The 24,858-nt window shown below is 61.1% G+C and carries 23 protein-coding genes and 1 pseudogene; 20 read left to right on the top strand and 4 right to left on the bottom strand.

Annotated elements, in window-relative coordinates; all coding sequences use genetic code 11:
* Window positions 1-29: 29 nt before the first annotated feature.
* Window positions 30-989, bottom strand: a complete 960-nt coding sequence (locus NTD81_RS19865) for a pirin family protein (protein WP_262184466.1) — start codon at window positions 987-989, stop codon at window positions 30-32.
* Between the two features lie 115 nt (window positions 990-1,104).
* Window positions 1,105-1,968 carry a pirin family protein gene (locus NTD81_RS19860; protein ID WP_262184465.1) on the bottom strand — a complete coding sequence of 288 codons (864 nt, stop codon included), beginning with the start codon at window positions 1,966-1,968 and terminating at the stop codon, window positions 1,105-1,107.
* 272 nt (window positions 1,969-2,240) lie between these two features.
* Between NTD81_RS19860 and NTD81_RS19855 the strand changes: the two genes are divergently transcribed.
* The 11 genes from NTD81_RS19855 to NTD81_RS19805 all read left to right on the top strand — a co-directional run bounded on the left by NTD81_RS19855 (window position 2,241) and on the right by NTD81_RS19805 (window position 11,642).
* Complete coding sequence (locus tag NTD81_RS19855) at window positions 2,241-3,182, top strand: LysR substrate-binding domain-containing protein (protein ID WP_410017189.1); 942 nt, start codon at window positions 2,241-2,243, stop codon at window positions 3,180-3,182.
* Between the two features lie 190 nt (window positions 3,183-3,372).
* Window positions 3,373-4,227: a MaoC family dehydratase gene (locus NTD81_RS19850; RefSeq protein WP_262184463.1), complete on the top strand. Its 855-nt coding sequence runs from the start codon at window positions 3,373-3,375 to the stop codon at window positions 4,225-4,227.
* Window positions 4,228-4,455: 228 nt separating this feature from the next.
* The gene (locus tag NTD81_RS19845) at window positions 4,456-4,764 is read left to right on the top strand and encodes a MazG-like family protein (RefSeq protein WP_262184462.1); all 309 of its coding nucleotides are present in this window, start codon (window positions 4,456-4,458) and stop codon (window positions 4,762-4,764) included.
* A complete protein-coding gene (locus tag NTD81_RS19840; RefSeq protein WP_262184461.1) occupies window positions 4,757-5,506 on the top strand; it encodes a methyltransferase domain-containing protein in 750 nt (249 codons plus the stop codon). Before NTD81_RS19845 ends, NTD81_RS19840 begins: the two co-directional genes overlap by 8 nt.
* A gap of 21 nt (window positions 5,507-5,527) precedes the next feature.
* Window positions 5,528-6,154, top strand: a complete 627-nt coding sequence (locus NTD81_RS19835; RefSeq protein ID WP_262184460.1) for a DUF4136 domain-containing protein — start codon at window positions 5,528-5,530, stop codon at window positions 6,152-6,154.
* Window positions 6,155-6,176: 22 nt separating this feature from the next.
* Window positions 6,177-6,728 (top strand): DUF4136 domain-containing protein, encoded by a 552-nt coding sequence (locus NTD81_RS19830; protein ID WP_262184459.1) that lies wholly within the window; start codon window positions 6,177-6,179, stop codon window positions 6,726-6,728.
* A gap of 96 nt (window positions 6,729-6,824) precedes the next feature.
* Window positions 6,825-7,331, top strand: coding sequence for a GNAT family N-acetyltransferase (locus NTD81_RS19825; RefSeq protein WP_262184458.1), 507 nt, complete (start codon window positions 6,825-6,827; stop codon window positions 7,329-7,331).
* Window positions 7,332-7,463: 132 nt separating this feature from the next.
* Window positions 7,464-8,162 (top strand): SDR family oxidoreductase, encoded by a 699-nt coding sequence (locus NTD81_RS19820; protein ID WP_262184457.1) that lies wholly within the window; start codon window positions 7,464-7,466, stop codon window positions 8,160-8,162.
* 86 nt (window positions 8,163-8,248) lie between these two features.
* Window positions 8,249-8,698, top strand: coding sequence for a DMT family transporter (locus NTD81_RS19815; RefSeq protein WP_262184456.1), 450 nt, complete (start codon window positions 8,249-8,251; stop codon window positions 8,696-8,698).
* Window positions 8,699-8,838: 140 nt separating this feature from the next.
* Window positions 8,839-10,326, top strand: a complete 1,488-nt coding sequence (locus NTD81_RS19810; protein ID WP_262184455.1) for a SulP family inorganic anion transporter — start codon at window positions 8,839-8,841, stop codon at window positions 10,324-10,326.
* A 149-nt stretch (window positions 10,327-10,475) separates the two neighbouring features.
* The gene (locus NTD81_RS19805) at window positions 10,476-11,642 is read left to right on the top strand and encodes a GGDEF domain-containing protein (RefSeq protein WP_262184454.1); all 1,167 of its coding nucleotides are present in this window, start codon (window positions 10,476-10,478) and stop codon (window positions 11,640-11,642) included.
* Here NTD81_RS19805 and pbpC read toward each other — a convergent pair.
* Window positions 11,632-14,001, bottom strand: coding sequence for a peptidoglycan glycosyltransferase PbpC (gene pbpC / locus NTD81_RS19800; RefSeq protein WP_410017188.1), 2,370 nt, complete (start codon window positions 13,999-14,001; stop codon window positions 11,632-11,634). The two genes, NTD81_RS19805 and pbpC, sit on opposite strands and share 11 nt — an antisense overlap.
* Window positions 14,002-14,129: 128 nt before the next feature.
* On the opposite strand from pbpC, the gene NTD81_RS19795 reads away from it, so the two are divergent.
* The 4 genes and pseudogenes from NTD81_RS19795 to NTD81_RS19780 all read left to right on the top strand — a co-directional run bounded on the left by NTD81_RS19795 (window position 14,130) and on the right by NTD81_RS19780 (window position 15,384).
* A complete protein-coding gene (locus tag NTD81_RS19795) occupies window positions 14,130-14,417 on the top strand; it encodes a hypothetical protein (protein ID WP_262184453.1) in 288 nt (95 codons plus the stop codon).
* A 179-nt stretch (window positions 14,418-14,596) separates the two neighbouring features.
* Window positions 14,597-14,698 (top strand): annotated as a pseudogene (locus NTD81_RS21525) (hypothetical protein); the annotation flags it as partial.
* 8 nt (window positions 14,699-14,706) lie between these two features.
* Window positions 14,707-14,841 carry a hypothetical protein gene (locus NTD81_RS19785; RefSeq protein ID WP_262184788.1) on the top strand — a complete coding sequence of 45 codons (135 nt, stop codon included), beginning with the start codon at window positions 14,707-14,709 and terminating at the stop codon, window positions 14,839-14,841.
* A 96-nt stretch (window positions 14,842-14,937) separates the two neighbouring features.
* A complete protein-coding gene (locus NTD81_RS19780) occupies window positions 14,938-15,384 on the top strand; it encodes a thioesterase family protein (protein WP_262184452.1) in 447 nt (148 codons plus the stop codon).
* A gap of 205 nt (window positions 15,385-15,589) precedes the next feature.
* Here NTD81_RS19780 and NTD81_RS19775 read toward each other — a convergent pair whose 3' ends face one another.
* Window positions 15,590-20,515, bottom strand: a complete 4,926-nt coding sequence (locus tag NTD81_RS19775) for an alpha-2-macroglobulin family protein (RefSeq protein WP_262184451.1) — start codon at window positions 20,513-20,515, stop codon at window positions 15,590-15,592.
* Window positions 20,516-20,775: 260 nt separating this feature from the next.
* Between NTD81_RS19775 and NTD81_RS19770 the strand changes: the two genes are divergently transcribed.
* The 5 genes from NTD81_RS19770 (at window position 20,776) to ispA (ending at window position 24,738) form a co-directional block, all read left to right on the top strand.
* Complete coding sequence (locus NTD81_RS19770) at window positions 20,776-21,222, top strand: hypothetical protein (protein ID WP_262184450.1); 447 nt, start codon at window positions 20,776-20,778, stop codon at window positions 21,220-21,222.
* A 469-nt stretch (window positions 21,223-21,691) separates the two neighbouring features.
* The gene (locus tag NTD81_RS19765) at window positions 21,692-23,050 is read left to right on the top strand and encodes an MATE family efflux transporter (protein WP_262184449.1); all 1,359 of its coding nucleotides are present in this window, start codon (window positions 21,692-21,694) and stop codon (window positions 23,048-23,050) included.
* Window positions 23,051-23,075: 25 nt separating this feature from the next.
* Window positions 23,076-23,531 (top strand): DUF2214 family protein, encoded by a 456-nt coding sequence (locus NTD81_RS19760; protein WP_262184448.1) that lies wholly within the window; start codon window positions 23,076-23,078, stop codon window positions 23,529-23,531.
* Between the two features lie 80 nt (window positions 23,532-23,611).
* The gene (locus NTD81_RS19755) at window positions 23,612-23,854 is read left to right on the top strand and encodes an exodeoxyribonuclease VII small subunit (protein WP_262184447.1); all 243 of its coding nucleotides are present in this window, start codon (window positions 23,612-23,614) and stop codon (window positions 23,852-23,854) included.
* Window positions 23,851-24,738: a (2E,6E)-farnesyl diphosphate synthase gene (gene ispA / locus NTD81_RS19750; RefSeq protein WP_262184446.1), complete on the top strand. Its 888-nt coding sequence runs from the start codon at window positions 23,851-23,853 to the stop codon at window positions 24,736-24,738. Before NTD81_RS19755 ends, ispA begins: the two co-directional genes overlap by 4 nt.
* Window positions 24,739-24,858: the final 120 nt, after the last annotated feature.

The following is a 24,858-nucleotide window of genomic DNA, read 5'->3' as shown; positions in this document are numbered from 1 at the left end:
TCATCCTTGAGTCGGGCGCTGCGCTGAACTCAGCCAGAGACCGCGCCGGTCAACCAGGGTAAGGGCGGCGCAGTTAAGCGCTCCCCGGCATAACCCGGCACACGGGGGAAACGTTCAAGGTTGTGACGGTTCCAATCATCTAAAGCAACGGCAATCTCATCACGGCTATGGGCCACGAAGTTCCACCACAGATGAATCTGTTGGTGATACGGCTCGCCACCGAGCAGCAGCACACGGGTGCCGGCCGAGGCCTGCAAACTCAGGCTCGACAAACCACGCCCTAAATAGGCCAGCTCGTTAGCTGCAAATTGCTCGCCGTTAACCTCAACGTTGCCTTCCAGCACTAGCACGCCGTACTCAAATTCCAGTTGTAAGCCTAGCTGCTGATTGGAATTTGTCAGCCAGGTCAGATCCACGCCCACCAAAGGCGAATAGATTCGGCTCGGCGCGCGCTGCCCGGCAAAGCTGCCGGCCAGCAAGGTGTATTGCACGCCCTGGTTCTGCCACTGGGGTAAATCCGGATAGTGATCAAAGGCTGGCGGGCAGTCTTTATCGGCCTCTGGCAAGGCAATCCACAGCTGCGCGGCGTGGATATGGCGCTCGCCATCGGGGGATTCTTCAGTGTGGACAATGCCGCGGCCAGCCGTCATCAGGTTGACCTGGCCGGGGCGAATCACTTGCTCATTGCCCAGACTGTCGCGGTGCAGGCCCTCGCCTTCAATCATCCAAGTGAAGGTCTGCAAACCGATATGCGGGTGGGGGCCGACATTCAGCCCTTGGCCCTCAGGTAATTCGGCAGGGCCGGCATGGTCGAGAAAACACCAGGCGCCGATCAGTTGCCGCTGGGGGCCGGGGAGCAACCGGTTGACCGGAATGCCACCGCCAATAATCGCAGCGCGCGGGCTGATCCGTTGGATCTGGCGCACGCCATCCTGTACGGGACAATCCGCAGAAGTGGATAACTCACACTCAAGGTCTCGGTTACTCATCACGGCCTCCATGCCTGCGCGACGAGGCGTCGTGCGCACGCTATTTGAATAAGTACGCAGCGTCGGTCAGCACACTTGAAATCCAAGCATGCAGACCGCAACGCGGCGTTAAGGTTTAACCAATCTGGCCAAAGCGACCGCTGTTGAAATCGCGGATGGCCTCGCCGATTTGTTCCTGGCTGTTCATCACAAACGGGCCATAACCGACGATAGGTTCATTCAGGGGCTCACCACTGAGCAGCAGCAGTTTGGCATCGCTATTAGCCTCCAGCAGCAGTTGCGTGCCGGCGGTATCCAGCAAGGCTAACTGTGGGCCGCGCAGCACCTGATCCTGATTCACCTGCACCGTGCCATTGAGCACCACCACCGCACAGCTGTGGCCCTCGGTGACGTTCAGCTCCAGCTCTTTACCCGCGTTGAGGCGAATATCCCACACCTGCAGCGGGCTGAAAGTCAGAGCCGGGCCGCGCTGACCGGCGTACTCACCGGCAATCACCCGGACCTGACCGACTTCATCGGCCAAGATGATGTTGGGGATATCGCTATCGAGAATGTTTTGATAGCGCGGTGGCGCCATCTTGTCCTTGCTCGGCAGGTTGACCCACAGCTGCACCATCTCAAAGTTGCCGCCCTTACGGGCGAATGCGCTGGAGTGATACTCCTCGTGCAGAATGCCTGAGGCAGCCGTCATCCACTGCACATCTCCCGGCCCGATCGTGCCGCCGGCGCCCGTGGAGTCATGGTGTTCGACTTCACCTTCATAAACGATGGTGACCGTCTCAAACCCACGATGAGGATGCTCGCCCACACCACGGCGTTTTTCCGTGGGCTCGAATTGCGTCGGCCCGGCATAATCCAGCAGCAGGAAAGGGCTGATGTGCTGACCGAGGCTGTCGTAGGTAAATAACGAACGCACCGGGAAGCCGTCACCCACCCAATGCTGATGAGGGTTACCGTAGAGACCTAAAATCTTTTTCATGAGTGGTCCTCCTATGAAAAGATGCCCACACCCTATAGAGCGAATGTCCGACAGACTAGTGGCGAGAATGAATTGCAGTGTCCCATTAATGGAACAGCCAAAACTGCTAGAATGCCAACCTAGCTGCACCACGCGCGCTAGAGGCACATGCCACGAAAGTCTTAGCGCCACCCAAGCCCCTGTCTGACAAAGGATTTAGCACAGGAGCGGGGACGAACTGGCCAGCATGAGCCATAACAGCGACACCTTCGCCATAAACTTGGCGTCAGCTAATGCGTCAACAGTGGAACAATGGATGTCCCGTGATTGATCTCAATGAACTCTCTTTGTACGCCAAAGTGGTCGAATACGGCGGCTTCGCTCCGACCAGTCGCGCCTTGGGCATTCCTAAGTCGACCTTAAGCCGGCGCATCAACCAGTTGGAAACCCGGCTGGGAGTACGCCTGATTCAGCGCTCAACCCGGCAATTTCAAGTCAGCGAAATTGGCCAAGCTTATTACCGCCACTGTGTGGCCATGCTGGCCGAGGCCGAGTCGGCAGAAGATTTAATCGAGCAAAACCGTGCCGAACCGCGTGGTGTGATACGTCTGTGTTGCACCACGGCGCTGCTGCACTTTTGGACGGCGCCGCTGCTGGCGAAATTTATGGCCCTGAATCCGGCCATCGAGCTGTATGTGAAAACCTATAACCGCCGCGTCGATATTATCAGCGAAGGTTACGACCTGGCCCTCAACCTGTGCTTTCCACCTTTAGAAGACAGCGAGTTGGTGATGAAGGTGTTGAGTAAAAGCCCCCAGGTGTTAGTCGCCAGCCCGCGTTTGCTCGACACGGTGCCTAAGCTCGAACTGCCGGCGGACCTGAGCGCGTTGCCCAGCCTGGCCTGGAGCACGGCGCAGAGTCATTACAGCTGGCACTTAACGGGCTGTCAGGGGCAAAGTGCGCAAGTCAGTCATTATCCCAAGCTGGTCAGTGACGATGTGGGCCTGTTGAAAAATGCCGTTCTGCAAGGAGTAGGGATCGCCGCCTTGCCGCTTAAAGCGGTGGAACAAGAACTGTCCGATGGCAGTTTGCTAGGGTTGCTCGAACACTGGCAGCCGCAGGAGGGCGTGATCACCGCGGTGTTTCCTTCGCGCCGGGGTTTATTGCCGTCGATTCGCAGCCTGATCGATTTTCTCGCCAGCGAATTCAGTACCCAGCCCCAACCGCTTAAGTGAACTCAAGTCACAGCAAAGCCGCACAGCTCGCCGATTAATGCTCTACTGCTTAACCTATGTGTGCATGGCGTCGGTCAGGAAGAAAATATGACCAAGTAATTGACCAACTCGCCATCCCTGTAGTCAAAGCTGGCCATGTAGGATGAGTTGATGTGCTTCGCTGCCGTAATTTGCTTTAAGGAGTTGCTCCATGGCCATCGAATGGCTTGATTTATCGGCGCCACCTGCTCTGCCAGGCTTTATTCTGCCGACCCTGTTACGCCGCCAAGTCACCGGTAACAGCCTGCCAGAGCTGGGCGTACGCTGCCCGATCCACGTCGACCCCGAGCACCTCGCGCGCTATCGACAGATTTGCGGTTTTAAGGACGATCAGCAATTACCGGCGCCGTATCCGCATATTTTGGCTTTTCCGCTGCAATTACAGCTGCTCACGGACAAGCGCTTCCCCTTCCCGCTGCTGGGTTTGGTGCATTTGGCCAACCATATTCGGGTGCTGCGTCCGCTGACGAGCAAAGGCCCGCTGACCATCAGCGTGCAGGTGCAAAATTTGCAACCGCACAGCCGTGGCGTGACCTTCAGTCTGCTTGTGCGCCTGTATGACGAGCAGGGCCTGCTGTGGGAAGGCGACAGCCTGATCCTGTGCCGCGCCATGCGTTTAGAGGGCAAAGCCGTGGCCAACCGTGGCGGGGCCAAGCGCCAGCAAAGCTTGGTGGCGAAGTGGCCGGCACCGGCCGATATCGGCCGCCGCTATGCGCGGGTCGCCAGCGACTACAACCCGATTCATATGTCGGCGGCCACGGCCAAATTGTTCGGCTTCCCCCACGCCATTGCCCACGGTTTGTGGAACAAGGGCCGTGCCTTGGCCGAACTAGGCGACCGTTTGCCCAAGGCCGGCTATGAAGTGGGCGTACGCTTCCAGCGCCCGGTGTACTTGCCCAGTCAAGTGCATCTGCTGGCCAGTGAGGGCGGCGCCTGCGGCCAGTTCAGTCTGCGCGGTGAAGCCGATCAGGTGCACTTTACCGGGACGTGGAAGCCGCTGGATTAAGCAGCTAGAGCAATCACTACGCAGCACTGCAGAAAAGCGCCCACCGGCGCTTTTTGCGCCTTTGGCCTAAAGCCGCGAGCGCCCATGACGCTGATCCGCAACGTTAAGAGCGCCGCTGTGTTCAGGTTTCGGCCCTGGGCATAAGCCCTGTCTCGCCGAGCGAATCCGCTGGCAACTTGCTGCCAGAGCGGCAAAGCCTGAAGCTATGCACTCTTGCTTGGAGTGCCCATGAACATCAACGAACTAACCCAGCGCCTGCACGCCATCCGTGATCGCAACGACTGGCAGCCATTCCACAGTCCGAAAAACCTGGCCATGGCCGCCAGTGTGGAAATGGCCGAGCTGGTGGAAATTTTCCAATGGCTGAGCGAAGACCAATCGCGCCAACTGCCCGCCGATAAACTCGCCCACGCCGGGCAAGAAGTCGGCGATATCGTGCTGTATCTGCTGCTCTTGTGCAGCGAGCTGGGTCTGGATATGGACACCGTGGTACGGGCCAAACTGGCCGACAGCGAAAGGCGCTTCAGCCATGACTGATCGCCATTTTGATGAGCTGGCCAGCCGCTTCGCCGAAAAAATTTACGGCGGCGCGAAGGGCGCCATCCGCCTCGCCGTGCTCCAGGCCGATTTAACCGAAGCGCTGCCACAGCGGCCGCTGCGCGTATTAGACATTGGCGCGGGCCTGGGCCATATGAGCCTGTGGCTGGCCGAGCAAGGACATCAGGTGACTCTCGCCGAGCCGGCCGCACCGATGCTTAACGGCGCGCGCCAGCGTTTTGCCGAAGCCGGTCTTAGCGCCGAATTTATCCAAGCGCCGTGGCAAGACCTGCCCGCGCAGCTCAAGCAGCCCTATGACTTAGTGGTGTGTCACGCCGTGCTGGAATGGCTGGCCGAGCCGCAGCAGATTCTGCCCGCCCTGCATCAGCTGTGCGCACCTGCTGGCTGGCTGTCGCTGGCCTTCTATAACAAGGATGCGTTGATCTACCGCAACCTGCTCAAAGGCCACTTCCGTAAGCTGCGCAGCGAGCATTACGCCGGCGAGAAACAAAGCCTGACCCCGCAAATGCCGCTGGACCCACGGCAATTGGCGGCGCAACTTGAGCGCCATTGGCAGGTCGAAAGTCGCAGCGGCGTGCGCGTATTCCACGATTACATGCCGCAGGCCTTCCAAGCCAAGGCCGACCTTGCGGAACTGGTCGAGATGGAGCTGGCCCATCGGCGTCATCCCAGTTTTGCCGGCTTAGGCCGTTATCTACACTGGATCTGTCGCCCCCGTTAATCAGCCCTGAAGGAGACGCCTATGCACCTGCTGAATGTGCCGCTGCTAGGCGCTCTGGCCCTGCTGCTCAGCGCCTGCCAAAGCCCTAACCCCTATGTGGCCAGTGGCGCGCCCATACCGCCAACACCGGCGCACGTGGCGGAGCATATTGATCGCAGCGCTTACCCGGCGCCGGCGCGGGACTTTGCCCAATATCGCAACTGGCGTTGGCAGCGCCTGCCCAGTGCGACCACTTGGGCCAGCTCAGCAGAGATCCAGCTGGCCCTGAGCAATGCCCTCGATCAGCGCGGCCTGCGTCCGCAACAAAGCGATGCCGCCAGTGATCTGCAAATCAGTGTGGTGCTGAGCCAAGAGCAGCGCCTGCGCCAGGTCTACGAGGATTATTCAGGCTATGGCTACAGCCGTCCCTACGCTTGGGGCCATGGCTATTACGGCAATGGCTATTCTGGCTGGGGCGGCCCGCGTTGGGGCGGTGTGCGCAGCTACGCGGAACAGGTGCTGGTCGTGCAGTTAGACTTCTACGATGGTCACGACGGCCAATTGCTGTGGAGCAGTCGCAGCGAAGTCGCCGCCACTAAGCAACAACGCAGCCAGGCCCTGCAGAGTGCCTTACAGCAAGCGCTGGCCGATTATCCGCCCGATGACTAATTCTTACCCTCAGGAGACGCCCATGCGTGCTTTGTTGCTCTTACCCCTGCTGGTACTGCTCAGTGCCTGCCAGAACGCCCAGCTCAACCGCGACTACGACCAGCAGCGCGACTTCGGCGCGTATCGCAGCTGGAGCTGGCAGAGCCCGGCAGTGCAATACAGCCCCAATGATCCACGCCTGCAAAGCGACCTCACCGAGCAGCGCATCCGCAGTGCCGTCAACGAACAACTCGAGCAGCGCGGCCTGCGCCAAGCCAGTGCCGGGGCAGGCGATCTGCGTGTTGGCGTGTGGCTGATTGTGGATAACCGCCAGGAGCAAATCACCAGTCAAACCGGCGGGAGCTGGGGCTATCCTTGGGGTGGTTATTGGGGCCCGGGTTATATAGACACACGCACCCTCGACTACCAAGTGGGCACCTTGCAGGTTGACTTGTACGACGGCAAAGACGGCAAACTGGTATGGCGCGGCAGCCGCGAGCAAATTCTGCGTGCACCTGAAAGCACGCCGAGTGAGCGTGAAGCGAATATCCGCAGCAGCGTGCGCGAAGTGTTAAGCCAATACCCGCCGCACTGAATAACTAAGCCCGCTTGCTCTGCGACTTCGCCCGATCTGGCCTGACTTAGGCCCGCCTGCGCTCGGAGACTTTTCGTAGACAACTTAGGAGTGACGATGAGCCAAACCCCGCAGTGGTCAGTGCGCCCGGCTGAAGCCGGCGATCTGCAAGAGGTGGTGAGTTTTGTACAAAACCCCGACGAGTTGTTCTTCTGCTACCCCGCCGGGCATTGGCCACTCACCGTCGGCCAACTGGCCGCGACCATGGCCGAGCGCCGCGACAACAGCGTGCTGCTGCTCAACAACCGCTTAGCCGGTTTTGCCAACCTGCGCCAATGGCACTACGGCGATTACTGCGAGCTGGGCAATTTGATAGTCGCGCCCTGGGCCCGCGAGCAAGGGGCCGCTGGTCAGTTGATGGCGCACATGGAGCAATTCGCCCAGCAGCATTATCAAGCCCGCAGCCTGCAAGTGGCCTGTTTTAACCACAACAGCGCCGGCCTGCTGCTGTATCGCAAGCTAGGCTATCAACTGCACAGTCTGAGTGAACGCCTTAGCCCCCAGGGCGAGCGGGTGGCGCTGATCCAACTGCATAAACCGCTCTGCGCCCTGAACAGGAATTAAACGCGGCGCTGAACGATCAGCAAATGCCACTGCCAAATCACCGGGCAATCAGGCAAATGACAATTTAATTTGCGCATAACGATCACCCGTAGCCTGGTGCTGGGTGGCTTTAAAAATTGAAGGTGAAAGGCAATGACTACAACCGCTCATGTATTGATCACAGGTGTATCCCGCGGCATCGGCCTAGGTTTGGCAGAGGTGTTTGCACAAGCCGGTTGGACCGTGCACGGGGTGACGCGCAAGCGCAGCGGCAATGCTGCATTAGACGAACTAAGCCAGCGTTATGGCGCGCAGATTCAGTTGATCGAATGCGATCTGGATCAGCCCGACGCCGTCGCCACCATCCGCCAAGCCCTCGGCCAGCAAACCCTCCGCGTGGCGTTGTTCAACGCCGGCATTTACGGCCCGAGTCACCAAGACATCAAGCAAACCACCAGCGCCGATGTGGGCCAGCTGTTTTACACCAACGCCATCGCGCCCATTGCCCTGGCCCAACATCTGGCGCCACAGGTCGAAAATGGCGGGGCTATCGCCTTTATTAGCTCGCAGATGGCCAGCCTTGGGCTCAACCTGGCCACGCCAGTTCCACTGTATGGTGCCAGCAAATCCGCGCTGAACAGCCTGCTGCTGAGCTGGAGCAGCTCGCTGGAACAACTGCCGTGGAGCTTGCTGGCGCTGCACCCAGGCTGGGTACGCACCGCGATGGGTGGGGAGAACGCCATGCTCAGCGTCGAGCAAAGTGCCCAAGGTCTGTATCAGGTTATCCAAAGCTACTTGGGCCGTAACGAGCGCGCCTTTGTCGACTATCAAGGTCACGCAATGCCATGGTAAGGCTCGCCTAATGCTTAGCGGCGGCCTATTCTGCCGCCGCTAAGCTCGCCAGCGGTGAGCCCACTTTCTCTTCAAGGAGCTCCCCCATGCTACCCAGCAACTGGTGGTTACTGGCCCTGCCCTTTCTTGCCGGGGCGTTTTTGCCCCTGCAGTCAGGGATTAACGGGCAATTGGCCAAACAACTCTCCAGCGTCCTAGCCGCTGCCTTTATCTCTTTTGCCGTCGGCACTGCGGCCTTGCTGTTGTTGGTCCTGAGCCAAAAAGAAATGCCGGGCTTGGCCAGCTTTAAAAGCCTGACGTGGTGGCACTGGATTGGCGGCCTAATGGGCGCGTTCTTTATTGCCACCGCCGCCTTTGCCGGGCCACGGGTTGGCGCGGTGCTGTTTGTGGCCCTGGTGATCGCCGGGCAACTGGCCATGGCCATCAGCCTGGATCACTTCGGCTGGGCAGGGTTTCGCGAGGCGCCGATCACGTTGGGCAAGTTTGCCGGTTTGCTGCTGATCGTCGGCGGCATCTGGCTCATCCGCCGCAGCTGAGCCGCCGCCCTTAGGCGCCCAGACGGGGCTGTGCTAAGGTGCGCGCCGCTTTCACCGCTGTCCGTGTTACGCCCTCAGGCCACGGCCCCGCGCGGGAACGGCAAAGCGCCCTGCTCACCTAGCCTTATTGCGGAATCAGCATGCTGCAACAGTTAAAAAATACCTGGTTGTTTAACCTGCGCGGCGACATCCTCGCCGGCCTAGTCGTCGCCCTCGCCCTGATCCCCGAAGCCATCGCCTTTTCCATCATTGCCGGGGTCGATCCTAAGGTTGGCTTGTACGCGTCGTTCTGCATGGCCGTGGTGATCGCCTTTGCCGGTGGCCGGCCGGGCATGATCAGTGCCGCCACCGGGGCCATGGCGCTGGTGATGGTGACCTTGGTCAAGGAGCATGGTCTGCAATACCTGCTGGCCGCCACCTTGCTGACCGGCGTGCTGCAAATCGCGGCGGGCTATCTCAAGCTGGGCAACCTGATGCGTTTTGTCTCGCGCTCGGTGGTCACCGGCTTTGTGAATGCCTTGGCGATTCTGATTTTTATGGCCCAGCTACCCGAGCTGATCGGCGTCAGCTGGCAGGTGTACGCGATGACCGCCACGGGCCTGGCGATCATTTACCTGTTCCCCTATGTGCCTAAGATTGGCCGACTGCTGCCCTCGCCGCTGGTGTGCATCCTCAGCATGAGCGCGGTGGCGATTTACTTCGGCCTGGATATCCGCACCGTCGGAGATATGGGCGCGCTGCCGGACAGCCTGCCGATTTTCCTGTTGCCCGAAGTGCCGCTGAACCTCGAGACCCTGCGCATCATCTTCCCGTACGCTGCGGCTCTGGCCGTGGTGGGCTTGCTGGAGTCGATGATGACCGCCACCATCATCGATGACATGACCGATACCCAAAGCGATAAAAACCGCGAATGCAAAGGCCAAGGCGTGGCCAACATCGCCTCTGGCTTGCTCGGTGGCATGGCTGGCTGCGCCATGATCGGGCAGTCGGTGATCAACGTGAAATCCGGTGGCCGTGGCCGCCTGTCGACCCTGGTGGCCGGCAGTATGTTGCTGCTGATGGTGGTGTTCTTAAGCGACTGGGTCAGCCGTATCCCCATGGCGGCGCTGGTGGCGGTGATGATCATGGTGTCGATCGGCACCTTCCGCTGGCACTCGCTGCGCGACCTCAAACACCTGCCACTGACCACTAACCTGGTGATGCTCAGCACCGTGGCGGTGACCGTATACAGCCATAACCTGGCCTTGGGTGTGCTGGTCGGCGTGGTCCTGGCGGCCGTGTTTTTCGCCAACAAAATGGGTCAGCAGCTGAGTGTGCACAGCCACCTCAGCGCCGACGGGCAACGCCGCCACTATGTGGTGAGCGGCCAGGTGTTCTTTAGCTCGGCCGACAGTTTTGTCGCCGCCTTCAATCTGCAAGAGCGCGTCGGCCACGTCAGCATTGATCTGCACCACGCCAAGCTGTGGGACGTCACCGCCATCGCCGCGCTGGATAAGGTGGTGGAGAAACTGCGCGAGGCAGGCAACCAAGTGCAATTGCACGGAGTCAGCCCGGAGTGTGAGGTGCTGATCGAGCAATACGCCCGTCACGATAAGGCCACGGCGGCATCCGCCCAAGGCCTTCATTAAGCCTGACCAAGCGGTCAAATTCCGCGAACAGTAAGAATTTGGCCGCTTATAAAAAGGCATTGAGGGCGACAAACAATGGTGGCTTTTTGACAGCTTTTTCCTGGCGAACGGGTTATGCTCAGCCGACATAGCCCATTGATTGCCTTGTTATGCATAACTCCCGCGTCCCCAGTTTGCCCGGCGTTTTTGTTTTATGGCGCGAGGCACAGGACACCTATTCGCGCTCAGCCTTGGGCGGAGTTTATTTTCTTCTCGCTTGGCCGCTGACCTGGTTCTTCAGCAGTGATCCACAGGCCTTACTGCTGCCTGGCTTGATCGGGGTGCTGGTGTTGCTGCTGTTGCTCTATCTGCGGATTAATCATCCAGTGCCGCGCGACCACAACGAGGCCAAACTGCAACGCTGGTTGGTCCGCCACTGGTGCCTGATGCACGCCACCGCCCTCTGTTGGGGGCTGCTCAATGCCCTGGCCTTGCGGCATGAGTCGTTCAGTGAGTCCGAGATCATCGCCTTGATGGGCACCATCGCCTTCGGCACCGCCATCGTTTTCAACTTTTCCATGCGCAAACAGCAAGCCTATGTCGCCCTGCTGCTGATTTTTACTCCGGGTCTGCTGGTGCTGTTGTTTGACTGGAGAGAGCAATATCCGCTGCTGATTTCCCTGCTGCTGTACCTGACCTATCTGTCACTGGCGCTGAAGTTCAGCCACCGCGCCTATCAACGCAACCTCAATATGGAGCTGCAACTGCTCAGCCAGCAGGACAAGCTCGACCGTCTAAGCCGCACCGACAGCCTGACCCAACTGGGCAACCGCTATCAGTTCAACAGCCTGTTCCCGGTGCTGCTGTCCAACGCTTACCGGCAACAACAGCCGCTGTCCCTGGTGCTGGTGGATATCGACTTCTTCAAACAGATCAACGATGCCCACGGCCACGCCTGTGGTGATGCCTGCCTGACCGCGTTTGCCGAGCGCATGCGCCAGTACTTCCGCCGCGCCAGCGATATTTTGCTGCGCGTGGGCGGCGAAGAGTTTGCCGTGCTGATGCCCAACACGACGTTAGAGCAGGCCCGCCTGCTGGCGGATCAGTTCCGCCATAAACTGGCGCAAGAGCATTTTGCTGTCAGCGGTTTGCACCTCGTGCTGACGGCCAGCGTCGGCGTCGGCAGTTACAGCGCCAGCGCCGACGACAACCCGGAGATGTTCTTTAAGCGCGTCGACGACGCCCTCTATCGGGCCAAACATTCCGGCCGCAACTGCCTGCACGTGGCGGAGTTGCCTGAACCTCCAGCAGCGCAGCGGATGGACCTTACTGGCTGAGGCTAAAGTGCACCTGGGCCGTCTGGCCGCTCTCATCGAGCAAACTAATTTGATAGCGGCCAGCGGTCTCGAAAGCCCAGGTGAAGGCGCCTTGCTCAGGCTCTGGGGTAATCGGCTGGCCGTTCACGAACCACCACAGCCGGCCACTGCCACCCAAGCTGGACAGGCGCAGCAGCAACGGCCCGCCCTTGGCATTAGCGCGGCGCAAGTGATCGCCATCCCGCACCCCGACAATGCTGAGCGGCGCCACGGCACTGAGCTGCTGTGGCGGGCAGTCCGGGGCCACGCTGGGCAGGCGCGCACTGCGCCGTTCGCGTTTAGCCAACCACGGTTCCACCGCCGCAGGCCACAGCGCCAGTTCACGAGCCTGGGCGCCGGCACAGCTGGGGTCGACACGCTGCCCCGCCGTATTCAGCCAATAATGTTCGAGCAGGCCTTGGCCCAGCGGTTGCTCCTTGGCCAGCAAGGTCGGCGGCGTGGTGCCGTCGAGGGTCCAGGCGAAACGTTGCTGGCGACAATTCGGATCGTTCCTGGCCATGGGCTGACCTAATGGCCAACAGATCGCCGCCACGCCGACATTGGCCGGTTGTGGATCAGCCGGCAGCGGCAGACCACGCTGGCGATCACGGTTACTCAGCAGGTCATGCACTTGCAGCAGCAAAGGCGCTGCCGAAGCCAAACCAAACTGGCCCGGCACCGGGGTGCCGTCGGGCCGGCCGATCCACACCCCGACTAAATAACGCGGGCCCACGCCAATCGCCCAGGCATCGCGAAAGCCATAGCTGGTGCCGGTCTTCCAGGCCAGTTGCTGGCGCTGTTGCAAGGCCACCTGTGGGTCCTGCTCGGGACGCGCTTGACCGCTCAAGATACGCCGCACAATCCACGCAGCGCCGGGCGACAGCAGAGGTCGTTCGAGCAACGGCGCCTGCGGCTGCAAGCGCAGCCCCGCCACCTTGCCGCCCCGGGCGAAGGCACTGTAGCCGCTGACCAGCTCATCCAAGCGGCTGCCGGCGCCACCTAAAATCAATGCCAGGTTCGGCTCAGCCAACACCGGCAAGCGCAGCGGCACCCCGGCGCCGCGCAGCTCACCGGCAAAGCGTTTCGGTCCGTAGGCTTCGAGCAATTGCACCGCCGGCAGATTCAGCGACAAGGCCAGCGCCGAACTGGCCGCCACCGGCCCGCTAAACCCAGCGGCGAAGTTGCCCGGGCGGTAATCGCCGTACAGCCTGGGTACGTCTTGCAGCAGCGACTCGGAATGGATCAGCCCTTCATCCAAGGCCATGCCATACAGAAAGGGTTTGAGGGTCGAGCCCGGCGAGCGCACCGCGCTGATCATATCGACATGGCCGTAGCGCTTGGCGTCGCTGATATCCACCGAGCCGACATAAGCGCGCACCGCCATATTGTCGTGCTGCACCACCAAGATCGCCGCCGAAGTGCGCTCCGGCAAACGCGCGCGCCAGCCCAGCAGCAACTCTTGCAGACGCAGTTGCAAGGCAGCATCGACGGTGGTGTGGATCAGCGCCGGACTGCCTTTATGGTTTAGCCGGCGGGCCAACAGCGGCGCCAAGCGCGGCTCCTGACGCGGGGCGAGGATCACCGCCTCCTGGCGGGCATCGGCGACCACGTTGCGCGGCCACACCTCGAACTCAGCCAGACGCGCCAGCACCTTATCCCGCGCCGCTTGCGCGCGCTGCGGATGACGATCCGGGCGCAGCCGGCTCGGCGCCTGCGGCAGCACCGCCAACAGCGCCGCTTCGGCATGGGTCAGTTGGCTCGGCGGTTTGCCCAGATAGGCCCAACTGGCCGCCGCCACGCCCTGCAAAGTGCCGCCAAAGGGCGCGCGATTCAGATACAGGCTAAGGATTTCATCCTTGGATAAATGCCATTCCAGTTGCAGGGTGCGCCATAGCTGCTTGAACTTGCCGGGGTAACTCCGTGAGTGCGGATCCAGCAGGCGCGCCACCTGCATCGACAAGGTACTGCCGCCGGACAGCACGCGCCCGCCGCTGAGGTTCTGCCAGGCCGCCCGCCCCAGAGCCAGGGGGTTAACCCCGGGGTGCTGATAAAACCAGCGGTCCTCGTAGGTCAGCAGCGCCTGCAGGTAATAGGGTGACACCTGCGCAGGGGTCACCGGATAACGCCACACCCCGCCAGCATCGGCAAAGCGCCACAGCGGGGTGCCGTCTTCAGCCAGCACCACCCGCGCCGCGTCGTCCTGGGGCAACGGCAGTGGCCACAGCTGATCGGCCAGGCTTAGCAGCAGCACACTGAGCAGCGGCAAGGCCAGCCACGGACGACGCAGCCAACGGCCCACACCCCGCAGCCATGGCGCAAAACGGCTTACGGGCTCAGTCACAAGTGATTCAATCCTTTCTTCACGCTGGCTCCTAAGCCGACGGCAGCAATCGACAACGACCCGCCCATTGTGTCAAATGGCGAACAATTTAACGCCATAGCAACCACGGATTTAAGGGAAGTACGACAGTGGATGGATTTTTTCAGTCTTTAGGGCAAGCGTTCGGCACCGTAATACGCTTTATCGTCGACAACCTCGGCGGCCTGTTCAGCGCTATGGGCGGCGTGATTGGCAGCTTTATCGACGGCCTGTCCAAGGCTCTAGGGGTGACGCCATCGTTTCTGAACATCGCGGTGCTGGTGCTGGGCCTGCTGTTTATGTATTTCGGCGTGCGCGCCGTGCTGCGCCGCGCCTTTATCCGCGCCATCATCTGGCTGCTGCTGGGCCTGTGGCTGCTGGGCGGGCTGATCGCCTAAGCACTGGCATATGCCTTGCTTGGCCCAAGGCATAACCCGTCCAACGGCGGATGCGGTTTAAACCTCGTCGCTGCCTGCGCAGGGACCTATACGACTTATTCCAGACAACGCTGTCGGACCCTTGCCCCAGTGTGGGCGCCAAGGGTGCGGCAGTTGGTTGTGGCCAGAGGAAACCCCGTATGCCGCTATCCGCCAACGGCTGCGTGCCAGAAAAACCACAGCTGAACATTGGCTTTATGGCGCTCAACGACTCGGCTTCGGTGATCGTCGCCGCAACCCAGCCGCCACCATGGGCGATATCGTCAAGGTCGAGCTGGCGCGTCCACGCAACCGCCTGGCCCTGGCCAACGACAGCCAGTACCACGGCTATCGCAGCGCCGTGCTGGAGTTTCTCTACCAGCGCCAGCAACACCCGGCAGCGTAAGAAGGCCGGTACAGCGCGCAGGGATGCCGGTGTACCGCGCCAGCCATAGGCATCAGGTAAGATTGGTTCTTTCTTACTCATTGGACGGATGCCAACGTGGCCCGGTTAACGCTAGAACTCCCTGAAAACCAGTTTTACTACCGCACCCGACTCACCGTGCGGATAACCGACATCAACGCCGCCAATCACCTTGGCAACGACTCGATGATCTCGATGATTTCTGAAGCCCGCTCGCGCTTTCTGTTCGATTACGGCGTTGAAGATGTAACCGAAAACGGCATCGGCGCTATCGTTACCGATCTGGCCACGGTGTACCGCGCAGAAGCCCATGCCCGCGATAAGTTGCTGTTTGAAGTGGGGATCATGGACCTCAACAAATACGGCGGCGACATCATCTTCCGCATCACCCGCCCTGCCGACGACACGCTGATCGCCCTGGCCAAATCCGGCTTTGTCTTCTTCAACTACAAGCTGGGCAAGGTCGCGGCCATGCCCAGCAGTTTCAGCGCAGCCTTCCCTACGGCGAACTGGCTGGATCAATAAGCCGCGCATCAATAGATGCACAAGAGTGCCTTTAACGGTGCAAAAACTCACCCCAAACCCGTAGCCTGCCCACCCCGTAGCCTGGATTAGCCGCAAAGCGGCGTAATCCGGGAATGCGCCAGACCCAACACAGCGCCAGCCTCACCCCATGCACCATCGCAGCAATGGTGCAAGCGCCTGTGCGGCGCTTGCACCGTACGCGGTCTTAGCGCGGATTGACCTGCAGGCGCCCTGGCGTGTTGCCCAAGGCTTGCCAGTTGGGCCGGTACATCGACTCCACTTGCGGCGCCGGCACCCGGTAGCTGCCGGGGGTGACCGCGCGGGCCAGGTAGAGCAAATGGCTAACGCCATAGCTGTCCACGTCCAACGCCGCCACGTAGCGATCAGCGCGGAACTCCTGATGCTTGATGTTGGCGTTCTGCATGGCCTCTAACCACTGCTGCACATCGCTGCTGGCGTCCTTGAGACTGGCCGAGCTTTGCGCCAGATTTTGGTTTTCCAACTCCAGGCCCGCTGGCAACAAATCAACGACCAAGGCATCCGGCACCCGCTGTTTAGCTTTCACGGCGATATGCACCAACACCAGCTCACCGCTGCGCAGATGGGTTAAGTCCAGCGGCTCGCCTTGGGCGTTCAGATACTGCCGCTCAATCCACAGATTCTCCGAGCTGGCCGCCGGCGCTTGAGACGGGTAACCAGACAGGGTCAGTTGCTGGTACAGCGCGGTATTGGCCGCATCCGCCGACTGATTGCTGATGCTCAGCGGCAAACTCAGATCCTTGCCATCCAGCTTCAAACCACTGCGCGCGTTGTTCAGCACAAAGTTCAGGCTGGCGCTTTGCAGCTGTGCCTGCCACTTGGCCTCCGGCTTGCTCAGCAAGCTGCGCCCGGCCAGATACAGGGCATTGCGCTCCTGGGTCGACAACCACTGCTGCGCGGCCAGGCTATCGGCCAGCTTAAACAAACGCTGCTCGCGGCTGCTGGCGGCCAGGTCATGCTCCTCCAGCAGGGCAAGGATCAGCGCTTGGTCGCGCAAGTCGCTGCCGTAGTCGCCCAACCAGCTGTCGTTATTGCGGCCACGGGCCAGGCCGGCACTGAGCAAATCATCGGCGCGCGGTTGATCGCCCATCTTCTGCAAGGCAATCGCTAACTGCACCAAGGGCAGGCCCGAGGCTGCCTCGCTGCGCCGGTCATACAGACTGCGCAGCGCGCCCAGCGGGGCTTGCTGACTGCGCGCCAACACGTAGGCGGCATAAGCCTGCACGGCAAAGGCACTTTGCGCGGTATTGCTGCTGTAGCTGAGCTCGATCAAGCCGCTCTGCTGCAGGTATTGCAGCAAGCGCTGCTGGGCTTTATCCAGCGCCTGTTTGGGCACGGCAAAGCCTTGCTCACGAGCGCGCAGGAGGAAGTCGCTGACATAGGCCGTCAGCCAATACTCCTCATCGCCATCGGCGCTCCACAGGGCGAAGCTGCCGTTGTAGCGCTGCATGCCGAGCAAGCGTTCGATGCCCAGCTCGATGGCGCGGCGGCGTTGCTCGTCCGGCTCGGCCTCGATACCCAGCTGTTGCAGCTGCGCGGCGTCGGCATACAACGCCGGATACAGGCCACTGGTGGTCTGCTCAGCGCAACCATAGGGGTAGGCTTTGAGCGCACGGATCTGCTCGGCCAGGTTCAGCGGCGGCCGTCCCGACAGCACCAAGCGCGCCTCCAAACCGGCTGGGGCAAAGCCGCTTAAGGCCTCTGCCGGCAACTGCCATGGCTGATCTTTGAGCACCGCGCGAAAGTGTTTGAGCTGCGCCGGATAGGCCGGTCGCACGCCGATTTGCCACTCGCGGCTAAAGGCCGGTGGCGCCTCGTTCGGCAGGGTCAGGCCATTGACCCGCACACGGATCTGGCCCTGCCCGTAACCATCAGCGGCGCTGACCGGGATATGCAGAATCTCCCGGGCGTTGTCGGCCAGTTGCAGCACCTGACGGTAGGCGCTTTGCCCCGCGGCCAGATGCAACTGCCCTGTGGCGTCGACCTGCACGTCGAGCTGCTGAGCCTGCCCGGAGAGGTTGTGCAGGTCCAGCGCCAGCTGGGTGTTATCGCCGCCGGCTAAGAAGCGCGGCGCCGACAGCTCGGCAATCAGTGGCGCGGCGACCAGGGTTTTCGCTTCGCCAGCGCCAAACTGCTCATCGCTCCACACCTGCGCCATCAAGCGCAGCTCGCCGTTGAAGTCGGGGATTTCCAGGCTGACTTCGCCCTCGCCCTGCTCATTCAAGGTCACTGGCTGGCTTTGCAGGGCGACGATCAACACGCTGGTGTCCGGGCGTTTGCCGCCCGGCGCCAGGGCCGCATCACCACCAAAGGCCAGCTTGGCCACGCGGCCCTGACCGGCTTCGATCAATTGGCCGTAGATATCCAACTGATCGGCGCCATAGGCCTTACGCCCAAAGAACCCGGCAAACGGATCGGGGGTGACGTACTCGGTGATATTGAGGATTCCGGCATCCACCGCCGCGACCAGCACGTGGGCTTGTTTGGCCGGGCTGCCATCGGCTTGTTTGGCGTTGAGCTTAACCTTAAGGGTCTGCTGCGGACGGATCTTCTCTGGCGCAGTCAAGGTCAGGTTGAGCTTGCGTTCGTTACGCTCAAGCGGCAGATGCAACAAGCCCACCGCACGCTTAGGCGTGACATTGGCTTTGCGCTCGCCGGGGCGAATCACCAGGGCGCTGATATATAGATCGTGGCGCGCCCACTCCTTGGCCATGGGGATGTCGAAGGTTTTGCCTTCTGCCGGCACATCGATCTCTTGCCACCACAGCGGCCCTTCGCTGGACTCGACCATCAGGTAGCCCTTGCCGGCAGCCGGCGGCGTGACCGTGACTTGGGCGGTGTCGCCATCGCTATAGGCGGGTTTGTCCAGCGCCAGCTTGACCTGATCCGGGCGCACCGCGCCGCCGTCGGCGTTGTCCTGCCAACGATAGCCGGCCCAGAAGCGCAGGCTGCTGAGCATGCCGGTGGCGTTATCGATCACCTCCACGCGATATGGGCCCCACTCCACCGGGAAGCTGACCTTGGCGGTTTTACCGGCTTCGAGCTTGAGCTCTTGCTGATCCAGGGTGAGGAACTTCTCGGTGTAGTCGTGGCTCCAGCCATCGCCTTCGGAGAAGTTCCAGAAGTAGTCGCGGCGCTCGCGAATCAAGCGCACGCTGAGCTGATCGGCGCTGAGCTTATTGCCGGCGGCATCGGCCACCAGCACTTCAAACTCAGCCAAGCCGTCGGCATCCACTTCCTCGCCAGTAAACAGACCGCGCACTCCCGGCAAACGTGGCGCTGGCCACACGGCCTGGCTGTAGCGCCGGGTGATGGCGCGGCCACCAGATTCCTGCAAGCTGGCCTGGACGATCAAATTAAGCGGCGACTTGGCCTCGCTCCAGCGGCTGTCGATATTCAGCTCAGCCTTGCCCTGTTCATCCAGTTGCAACTCATCCAGCTCGATGTCTTCTTTTAAGTCGTCTTCAATCACCGAGCCAAACTGATAACCCGGCAAGCTCGCCACGGCTTCGCGCAGCGGCCGCACATAGAGCTGACCGAGCAGGCTGTTGCCCGCCGCCGGGGCGCCGTACAGATAACGGCCGCTGACCTTTACCTTGAGTGCATCGGCCGGGCTCAGAGCCTCCTTGCTGCCGGTTAAATCCAGGGCCAGGCGCTCGGGTAAAAAGTCCTCCACGGAAAACTCATACAACTGCGGCTTGCCGTCGCCCAAATCCAGCAGCAACTGCCAGCGCCCTGTCGGCGCCTCATCGGCCAGTTGCAAGGCGTATTGATAGAAGCCCGACTCATCGCCCTGCCAGACGAATTTGCGACTGACTTGCTCATCCGGGCGGCGCACCTCGACATTGACCGGCTGGTTCTTAATCGGCCGGCCATCGGCATCGCGCAGCAGGCCATTGAGCAGCACCGCTTCGCCGGGGCGATACAAATCCCGTGGACCAAACACAAAGAATTGCAGCGGGTGGGCCTTGGCTCCGGTGATGGCGAATTCGGATAAATCCAGCGCGGCGCTGTTTAACCGCAGCAGGCTGGTTTGTTCACCCTGTTGCGCCAGCAGCACGTTGGCTTTGGCCGGCAGCGGCAACTGCGCGTGACCGTCACCGTCGGTGTGCCCTTCAGCCAGCACTTGGCCCTTATCGTCGAGCAGTTGCAGGGTGACTTTGCTCAGCGCATCGCCACCGTCCAGGGCTTGGGTAAACACGTCCAAGCGGTCGCGATAACGCCGCGCCGACAGGCCAATATCACTCAGACTAAACAGCGTGGCGGGCTGGGAATAACTGTACGCGCCGGCCTCACGCATCACCGCCAGATACACCCCCGGCTGTTTGAAGGGCTCAAGCCCGGCGATGGGCAACAGCACGGTTTCGCGGGTGTTGGGCTGCGGATTCAGGGCAAAACGCCCGCCATAGACCAAGTCGGCCAGTGGCAGTAATTCACTGGCAGTCCAGTTATCCAGATTGCTCGAAGTACCCCAATTGCTGAGGAAGCGTGGCAATTGTTCAGGCTTGATGCGGAAAAATTCGACGTTAACCTGCGCCACGTTCAGGGCAATTACCGGCAGGCCTTCGGCCAGGCGAGTCGGCAATAGCGAGCCACGGCTGGCAAACCCAACACTGGCTTGCAGGTCACGCGTGGTCAGGCGCGCCACATGCTCTTGGGCCAGGCTGACGCCATTCACGGCCTTAAGGCCGGCATCCACGGTCAGCACCAGTTTGCGCTGCGGCTCCAGATGACGCAGACGCGCTTCCATCAGGTTATCTGACAGCTCCCAGGCGCCATCCACCTTGCCGTTTTTGCTGTCGACCAGATGCAGGCGCTCGCTGAGTTTCTGCTGTGGATCGAGGGGAATGGAGAAGCTCACCGACAGGGCGCTGGCACCCTCCAACTGCACTTCCGAGACATCGGCCACGCTCAACTCGCGACCAACATAACGTGCGGCCAGGGCCTTGGTATCCAGCTCAGGTTTGACCGGCACAGTGGATGACGTGCTGGTTGGCGGCGTGACCGTGACCTGGGCCGGATCAGAGGTGGAAGAATCACAGGCGCTCAACACACTCAGCGCCAGGGCCAGAAGCAGTCCTTTGTTCGGCATTGCCAACTCCCTACAGGGTCGGAGAATTATTTTGCCCGACACTATAAGCGAGGTTCCCCTGGGATTTCATGGCTGCTCGCACAGAGTCGCTCAGCCAGCACCGCACAATCGTCCAACAATCTCCCTTGGCGAGGGTAAGTGCATTATTTATCATGCCCTTAAGCCAATGATGGCACCGAGCCATGCAAGCCCAAGACTTTTCCTCGCCACTGCGCCTGCGCGCTGCGGCCGTTCTTTCGCGCTGCTGTAAGGAGTTTTTTGTGTTTAAGCAAGCCGTACCTTACCTGTTCGCTACCCTCGCCTCACTTAGCAGCGCCGCTGCAATGGCGGGTGAGTTCAATGTGGCCTGTTCCTATCGCAACAGTAATCTGGATCGCTGCGCTGACGTGATCAGCGATCTGGTCACCGACAAATTTATCGCCCACTACCCCGCCAACCGCTTCCAGATTTTCGTCCACTCGAATGTCTACAAATTCACCAATGGTGGTTTCTCGGCCTTCGCCATCGCCGGCGTGGTGCCATTTGATTCAGGTGAATTCCCCATCTCGCGTTACTCCTCGACCAACGCCAATAGCTCCAATGAGCAATTCAACGGCCTGCAGCTGGCCGACTATGAGCTGCAGACTTACCGCCAGGCCGTCACCACCTTGATGGAGGAGTGCGAGCTGTCGCCCACCTGTGCGGTTTATACGCCGCGTAAGCCATAACCTTTATAGCCGGTCGCCGCCCCCTGTTTGCCACTGGCGCCCAAGCTCAGTTGCACCTTGCGCTTATCGGGGGCTCGGGGCTGCCAGGCTGGCCGCGTTAAGCCCCAGTTCGACCGCCCATTGACTAAGCGTGGCTAGGCTCGCTGGGGTGCAAACAGAGCAGGCACCGGCTATTCCAGCACCCGCCTTGGGCATGGCTAAAATCAGCGTCGAATCAGTAGATGAACGGGCATCGGGCCGCCAAGCTAAGGCCGACTGCGCCGTCCTCAACCCGCGTCCGGTCATGTACTGGGCACCCGTCACCTCACCCAGAGCGTGCCCCACCGCGCAGCGCCATGCCATCTGCCGCGCACAGGGCGACTCGCTGACAGGCGCTGAGGTTTTTTTGCCAAGCAGAGCAAGCAGCGCTTAATCTGCGGCTCGTAATCCAGCCTCTCTAAACCGCCACTTTCAGATTCGAGATGCACCCATGAATGCCCTGCGCGATGCTTGGCGCCATAGCCCCACCCATAAACGGGTGTGGGCCCTGGCGCTGCCGATGATCTTGAGCAATCTCTCGGTGCCGCTGGTAGCGCTGGTCGATACCGCCGTCATTGGTCGTCTGCCCCACGCCCACCAACTGGCCGCTGTGGCCGTAGGTGGCAGCCTGTACACCTTGCTGGCGTGGAGCGTCGGTTTTTTACGCATGGGCACCACCGGCTTTAGCGCACAGGCCGCCGGACGTAAGGATGGCGGCGCGCTGCGTCAGGTGTTGCTACAAGGCTTATTGCTCGGCGTCGGCCTGGCCTTGATTCTCAGTGCCTTGGCGGTGCCGTTAACCAACGTGGCCCTGGGCCTGATGAACCCGTCGCCAGAGTTGAATGACCTGACCAGCAGCTTCCTGCATATCCGCCTGTTTGGCTTGCCCGCCACGCTCACCACCTACGCTTTGGTGGGTTGGCTACTGGGCACACAAAACGCCCGTGGCCCTTTGGCCATTTTGCTCACCACCACGGTGCTGAATGTGGCGCTGGAAGTGTGGTTTGTACTGGGCCTGAACTGGGGCGTGGCCGGCGCCGCCTGGGCTTCGGTGATTGCCGAATGGAGCGGTGCCCTGCTCGGCTTGTATCTGGCCCAGCGCACCCTGGGCCGCTATCCCGGACACCTTGATTGGCCCGCATTAAAGCGTTGGTTTAACTGGCGGCCGCTGCTGGCCGTGAACCGCGACATTTTTATCCGCAGCCTGGCGCTGCAAAGCGTGTTCTTTTTAATCACGGTGCAAGGCACCCGCTTAGGTGAAGCCACCGTCGCGGCCAATGCCCTGCTGCTTAACGGCCTGATGCTCACGGCCTACGCCCTGGACGGTTTGGCCCATGCGCTGGAGGCCTTATGTGGCCATGCTCTGGGTAGCCAAGACCGCCAAGGCCTGCGCCGCACTCTATGGGTGTCCGGGGCCTGGGCGCTGCTGGCCAGTGCGCTGTTTGCGCTGTTCTTTGTGCTGGGCGGGCATTGGTTTGTGCAGTTGCAAACCACCATGCCTGAGGTCCGCGCCATCGCCTTCACCTACCTGCCGTACTTGGCGGCATTACCGCTGATTGCGGTGTGGAGCTATCTGCTTGATGGCCTGTTTATCGGCGCCACCCGCGCCCGGGAAATGCGCAATGCCATGCTTCTCGCGTTAGGCCTGAGCCTGCCTCTGGCGTGGGCCTTAAAAGGCTTAGGCAATCACGGTCTGTGGTTGGCATTTTTGAGCTTTATGGCACTGCGCAGCCTGTGCCTGGGCGCTTATGCTTATCACCTAACCCGGACTGACCGCTGGTTTAGCCAGCCGCTTAAGAGCGCCGACTAAACCGCCATGTAGCGAGGATGACCCGATGAGCCAAGCCATTGCCGCCTATGTGCACTATCTGGCGATCTTCGCGCTGTTCGCCCTGCTCAGCATTGAGCACATCCTGTTTAAGCTGCCGCTGGATTTACCCCGTGCGCGCAGCCTGGTGATCACCGACCGCGCCTATGGCATCTGCGCCGTGCTGGTGCTGCTGAGCGGCGCCGCGCGGGTGCTGTGGTTTGGCAAAGGCAGCACCTATTACCTGCATAACAGCCTGTTCCACGCCAAGGTCGGCCTGTTTGTGCTGGTGGCGCTGCTGTCGATTGGCCCGACAGTGCGCTTTATCTCTTGGGGCAGCGCCTTAAAAGCCGGTGTGGTGCCGGCGGTAAGCGAGCGCCAAGGCCAGTGGCTGACTTGGGCGATCCGCCTAGAACTGTTGCTGCTGATACTGATTCCGCTGTGCGCCGTGCTGTTCGCCCGGGGTTACGGCAACGCCTCATAGCAGGGTAATTTGCCCGCATGGCGTGGCTCTGATAGGGTCACGCCGGTTTTCTTCACCTGTTCCAGCCTGAGACATTCACCATGGCCCGCAAAAAAGCCGCGCTCGACTTCGAGCAATCCCTGACCGACCTGCAAACCTTGGTTGAACGACTGGAAACCGGCGAGCTGTCGCTGGAAGACTCCCTCAGCGCCTTCGAGCAAGGCGTGCGCCTGACCCGCGATTGCCAGGCCGCCCTGGCTCAGGCTGAACAGAAAGTGCAAATCCTCATGGAACGTGACGGCGAAGTACAAGCCGAGCCGTTCGATGGGGATGAGCCAGCATGATCAAGGCGTACCAGACCCGCTGCCAAGAACGTGTCGATGCCGCCCTGCATCGCTTGCTAGAAAGCCCGCGCCCGGAGCTCAAACGCCTCTACGACGCCATGGCCTACAGCCTGTTTAACGGCGGCAAACGGGTACGCCCGCTACTCGCCTACGCCGCTTGCGAAGCCTTGGCCGCGCCTGCCGAGCAAGCCAATGCCGCAGCCTGTGCGGTGGAGCTGATCCACGCCTATTCGCTGGTGCATGACGACCTGCCCGCCATGGACGATGACGATCTGCGCCGGGGCCAGCCGACCACCCATATCGCCTTCGATGAGGCCAGCGCCATCCTCGCGGGCGACGGTTTGCAGAGCCTGGCTTTTAGCGTGTTAAGCGAGGCCCAGCACAACCCGCTGCCGGCTGAAACGCGCTTGGCCATGCTCAGCAGCCTGGCCCAGGCGGCCGGCCCGGGGGGCATGGTTGGTGGACAGGCCATCGACCTAGGTTCAGTCGGCATCGCCCTGGATCAAAATGCCCTGGAAGTGATGCACCGGCACAAGACCGGCGCCCTGATCGAAGCCAGCGTGCGCCTGGGCGCCCTCGCCAGCGGCCAGGCTACGCCGGAGCAATTGGCCGCCCTGCAACGCTACGCCCAAGCCATCGGTCTGGCCTTCCAGGTGCAGGACGATATCCTCGATGTGGAAAGCGACACCGCCACCTTGGGCAAAACCCAGGGTAAGGATGAAGCCAATCACAAGCCTACCTACCCGGCCCTGCTCGGCATGTCGGCGGCTAAGGCCTATGCCCTGGAGCTACGCGATCAGGCCCTGGCCGCGCTGAACGAGTTCGATGCACAGGCCGAACCACTGCGTGAGCTGGCACGCTACATCGTCGATCGACGCAACTAACCGGCCGCACGGCAAAAGGATCTGCCGCCAGCAGCGTCCACTAATCAGATTGTTCTACTACGCGCTTCCCTTGCCCCTCTCTAGGCTGGACTGCGGCGTCAGCCCCCATCCCCACAACGG

It is taken from the genome of Pseudomonas sp. 5P_3.1_Bac2, from assembly GCF_025465995.1.
Taxonomy (GTDB): Bacteria; Pseudomonadota; Gammaproteobacteria; order Pseudomonadales; family Pseudomonadaceae; genus Aquipseudomonas.
Note: the sequence above shows the minus strand (reverse complement) of the source record. Positions and strands in the feature narration are given on the sequence as shown.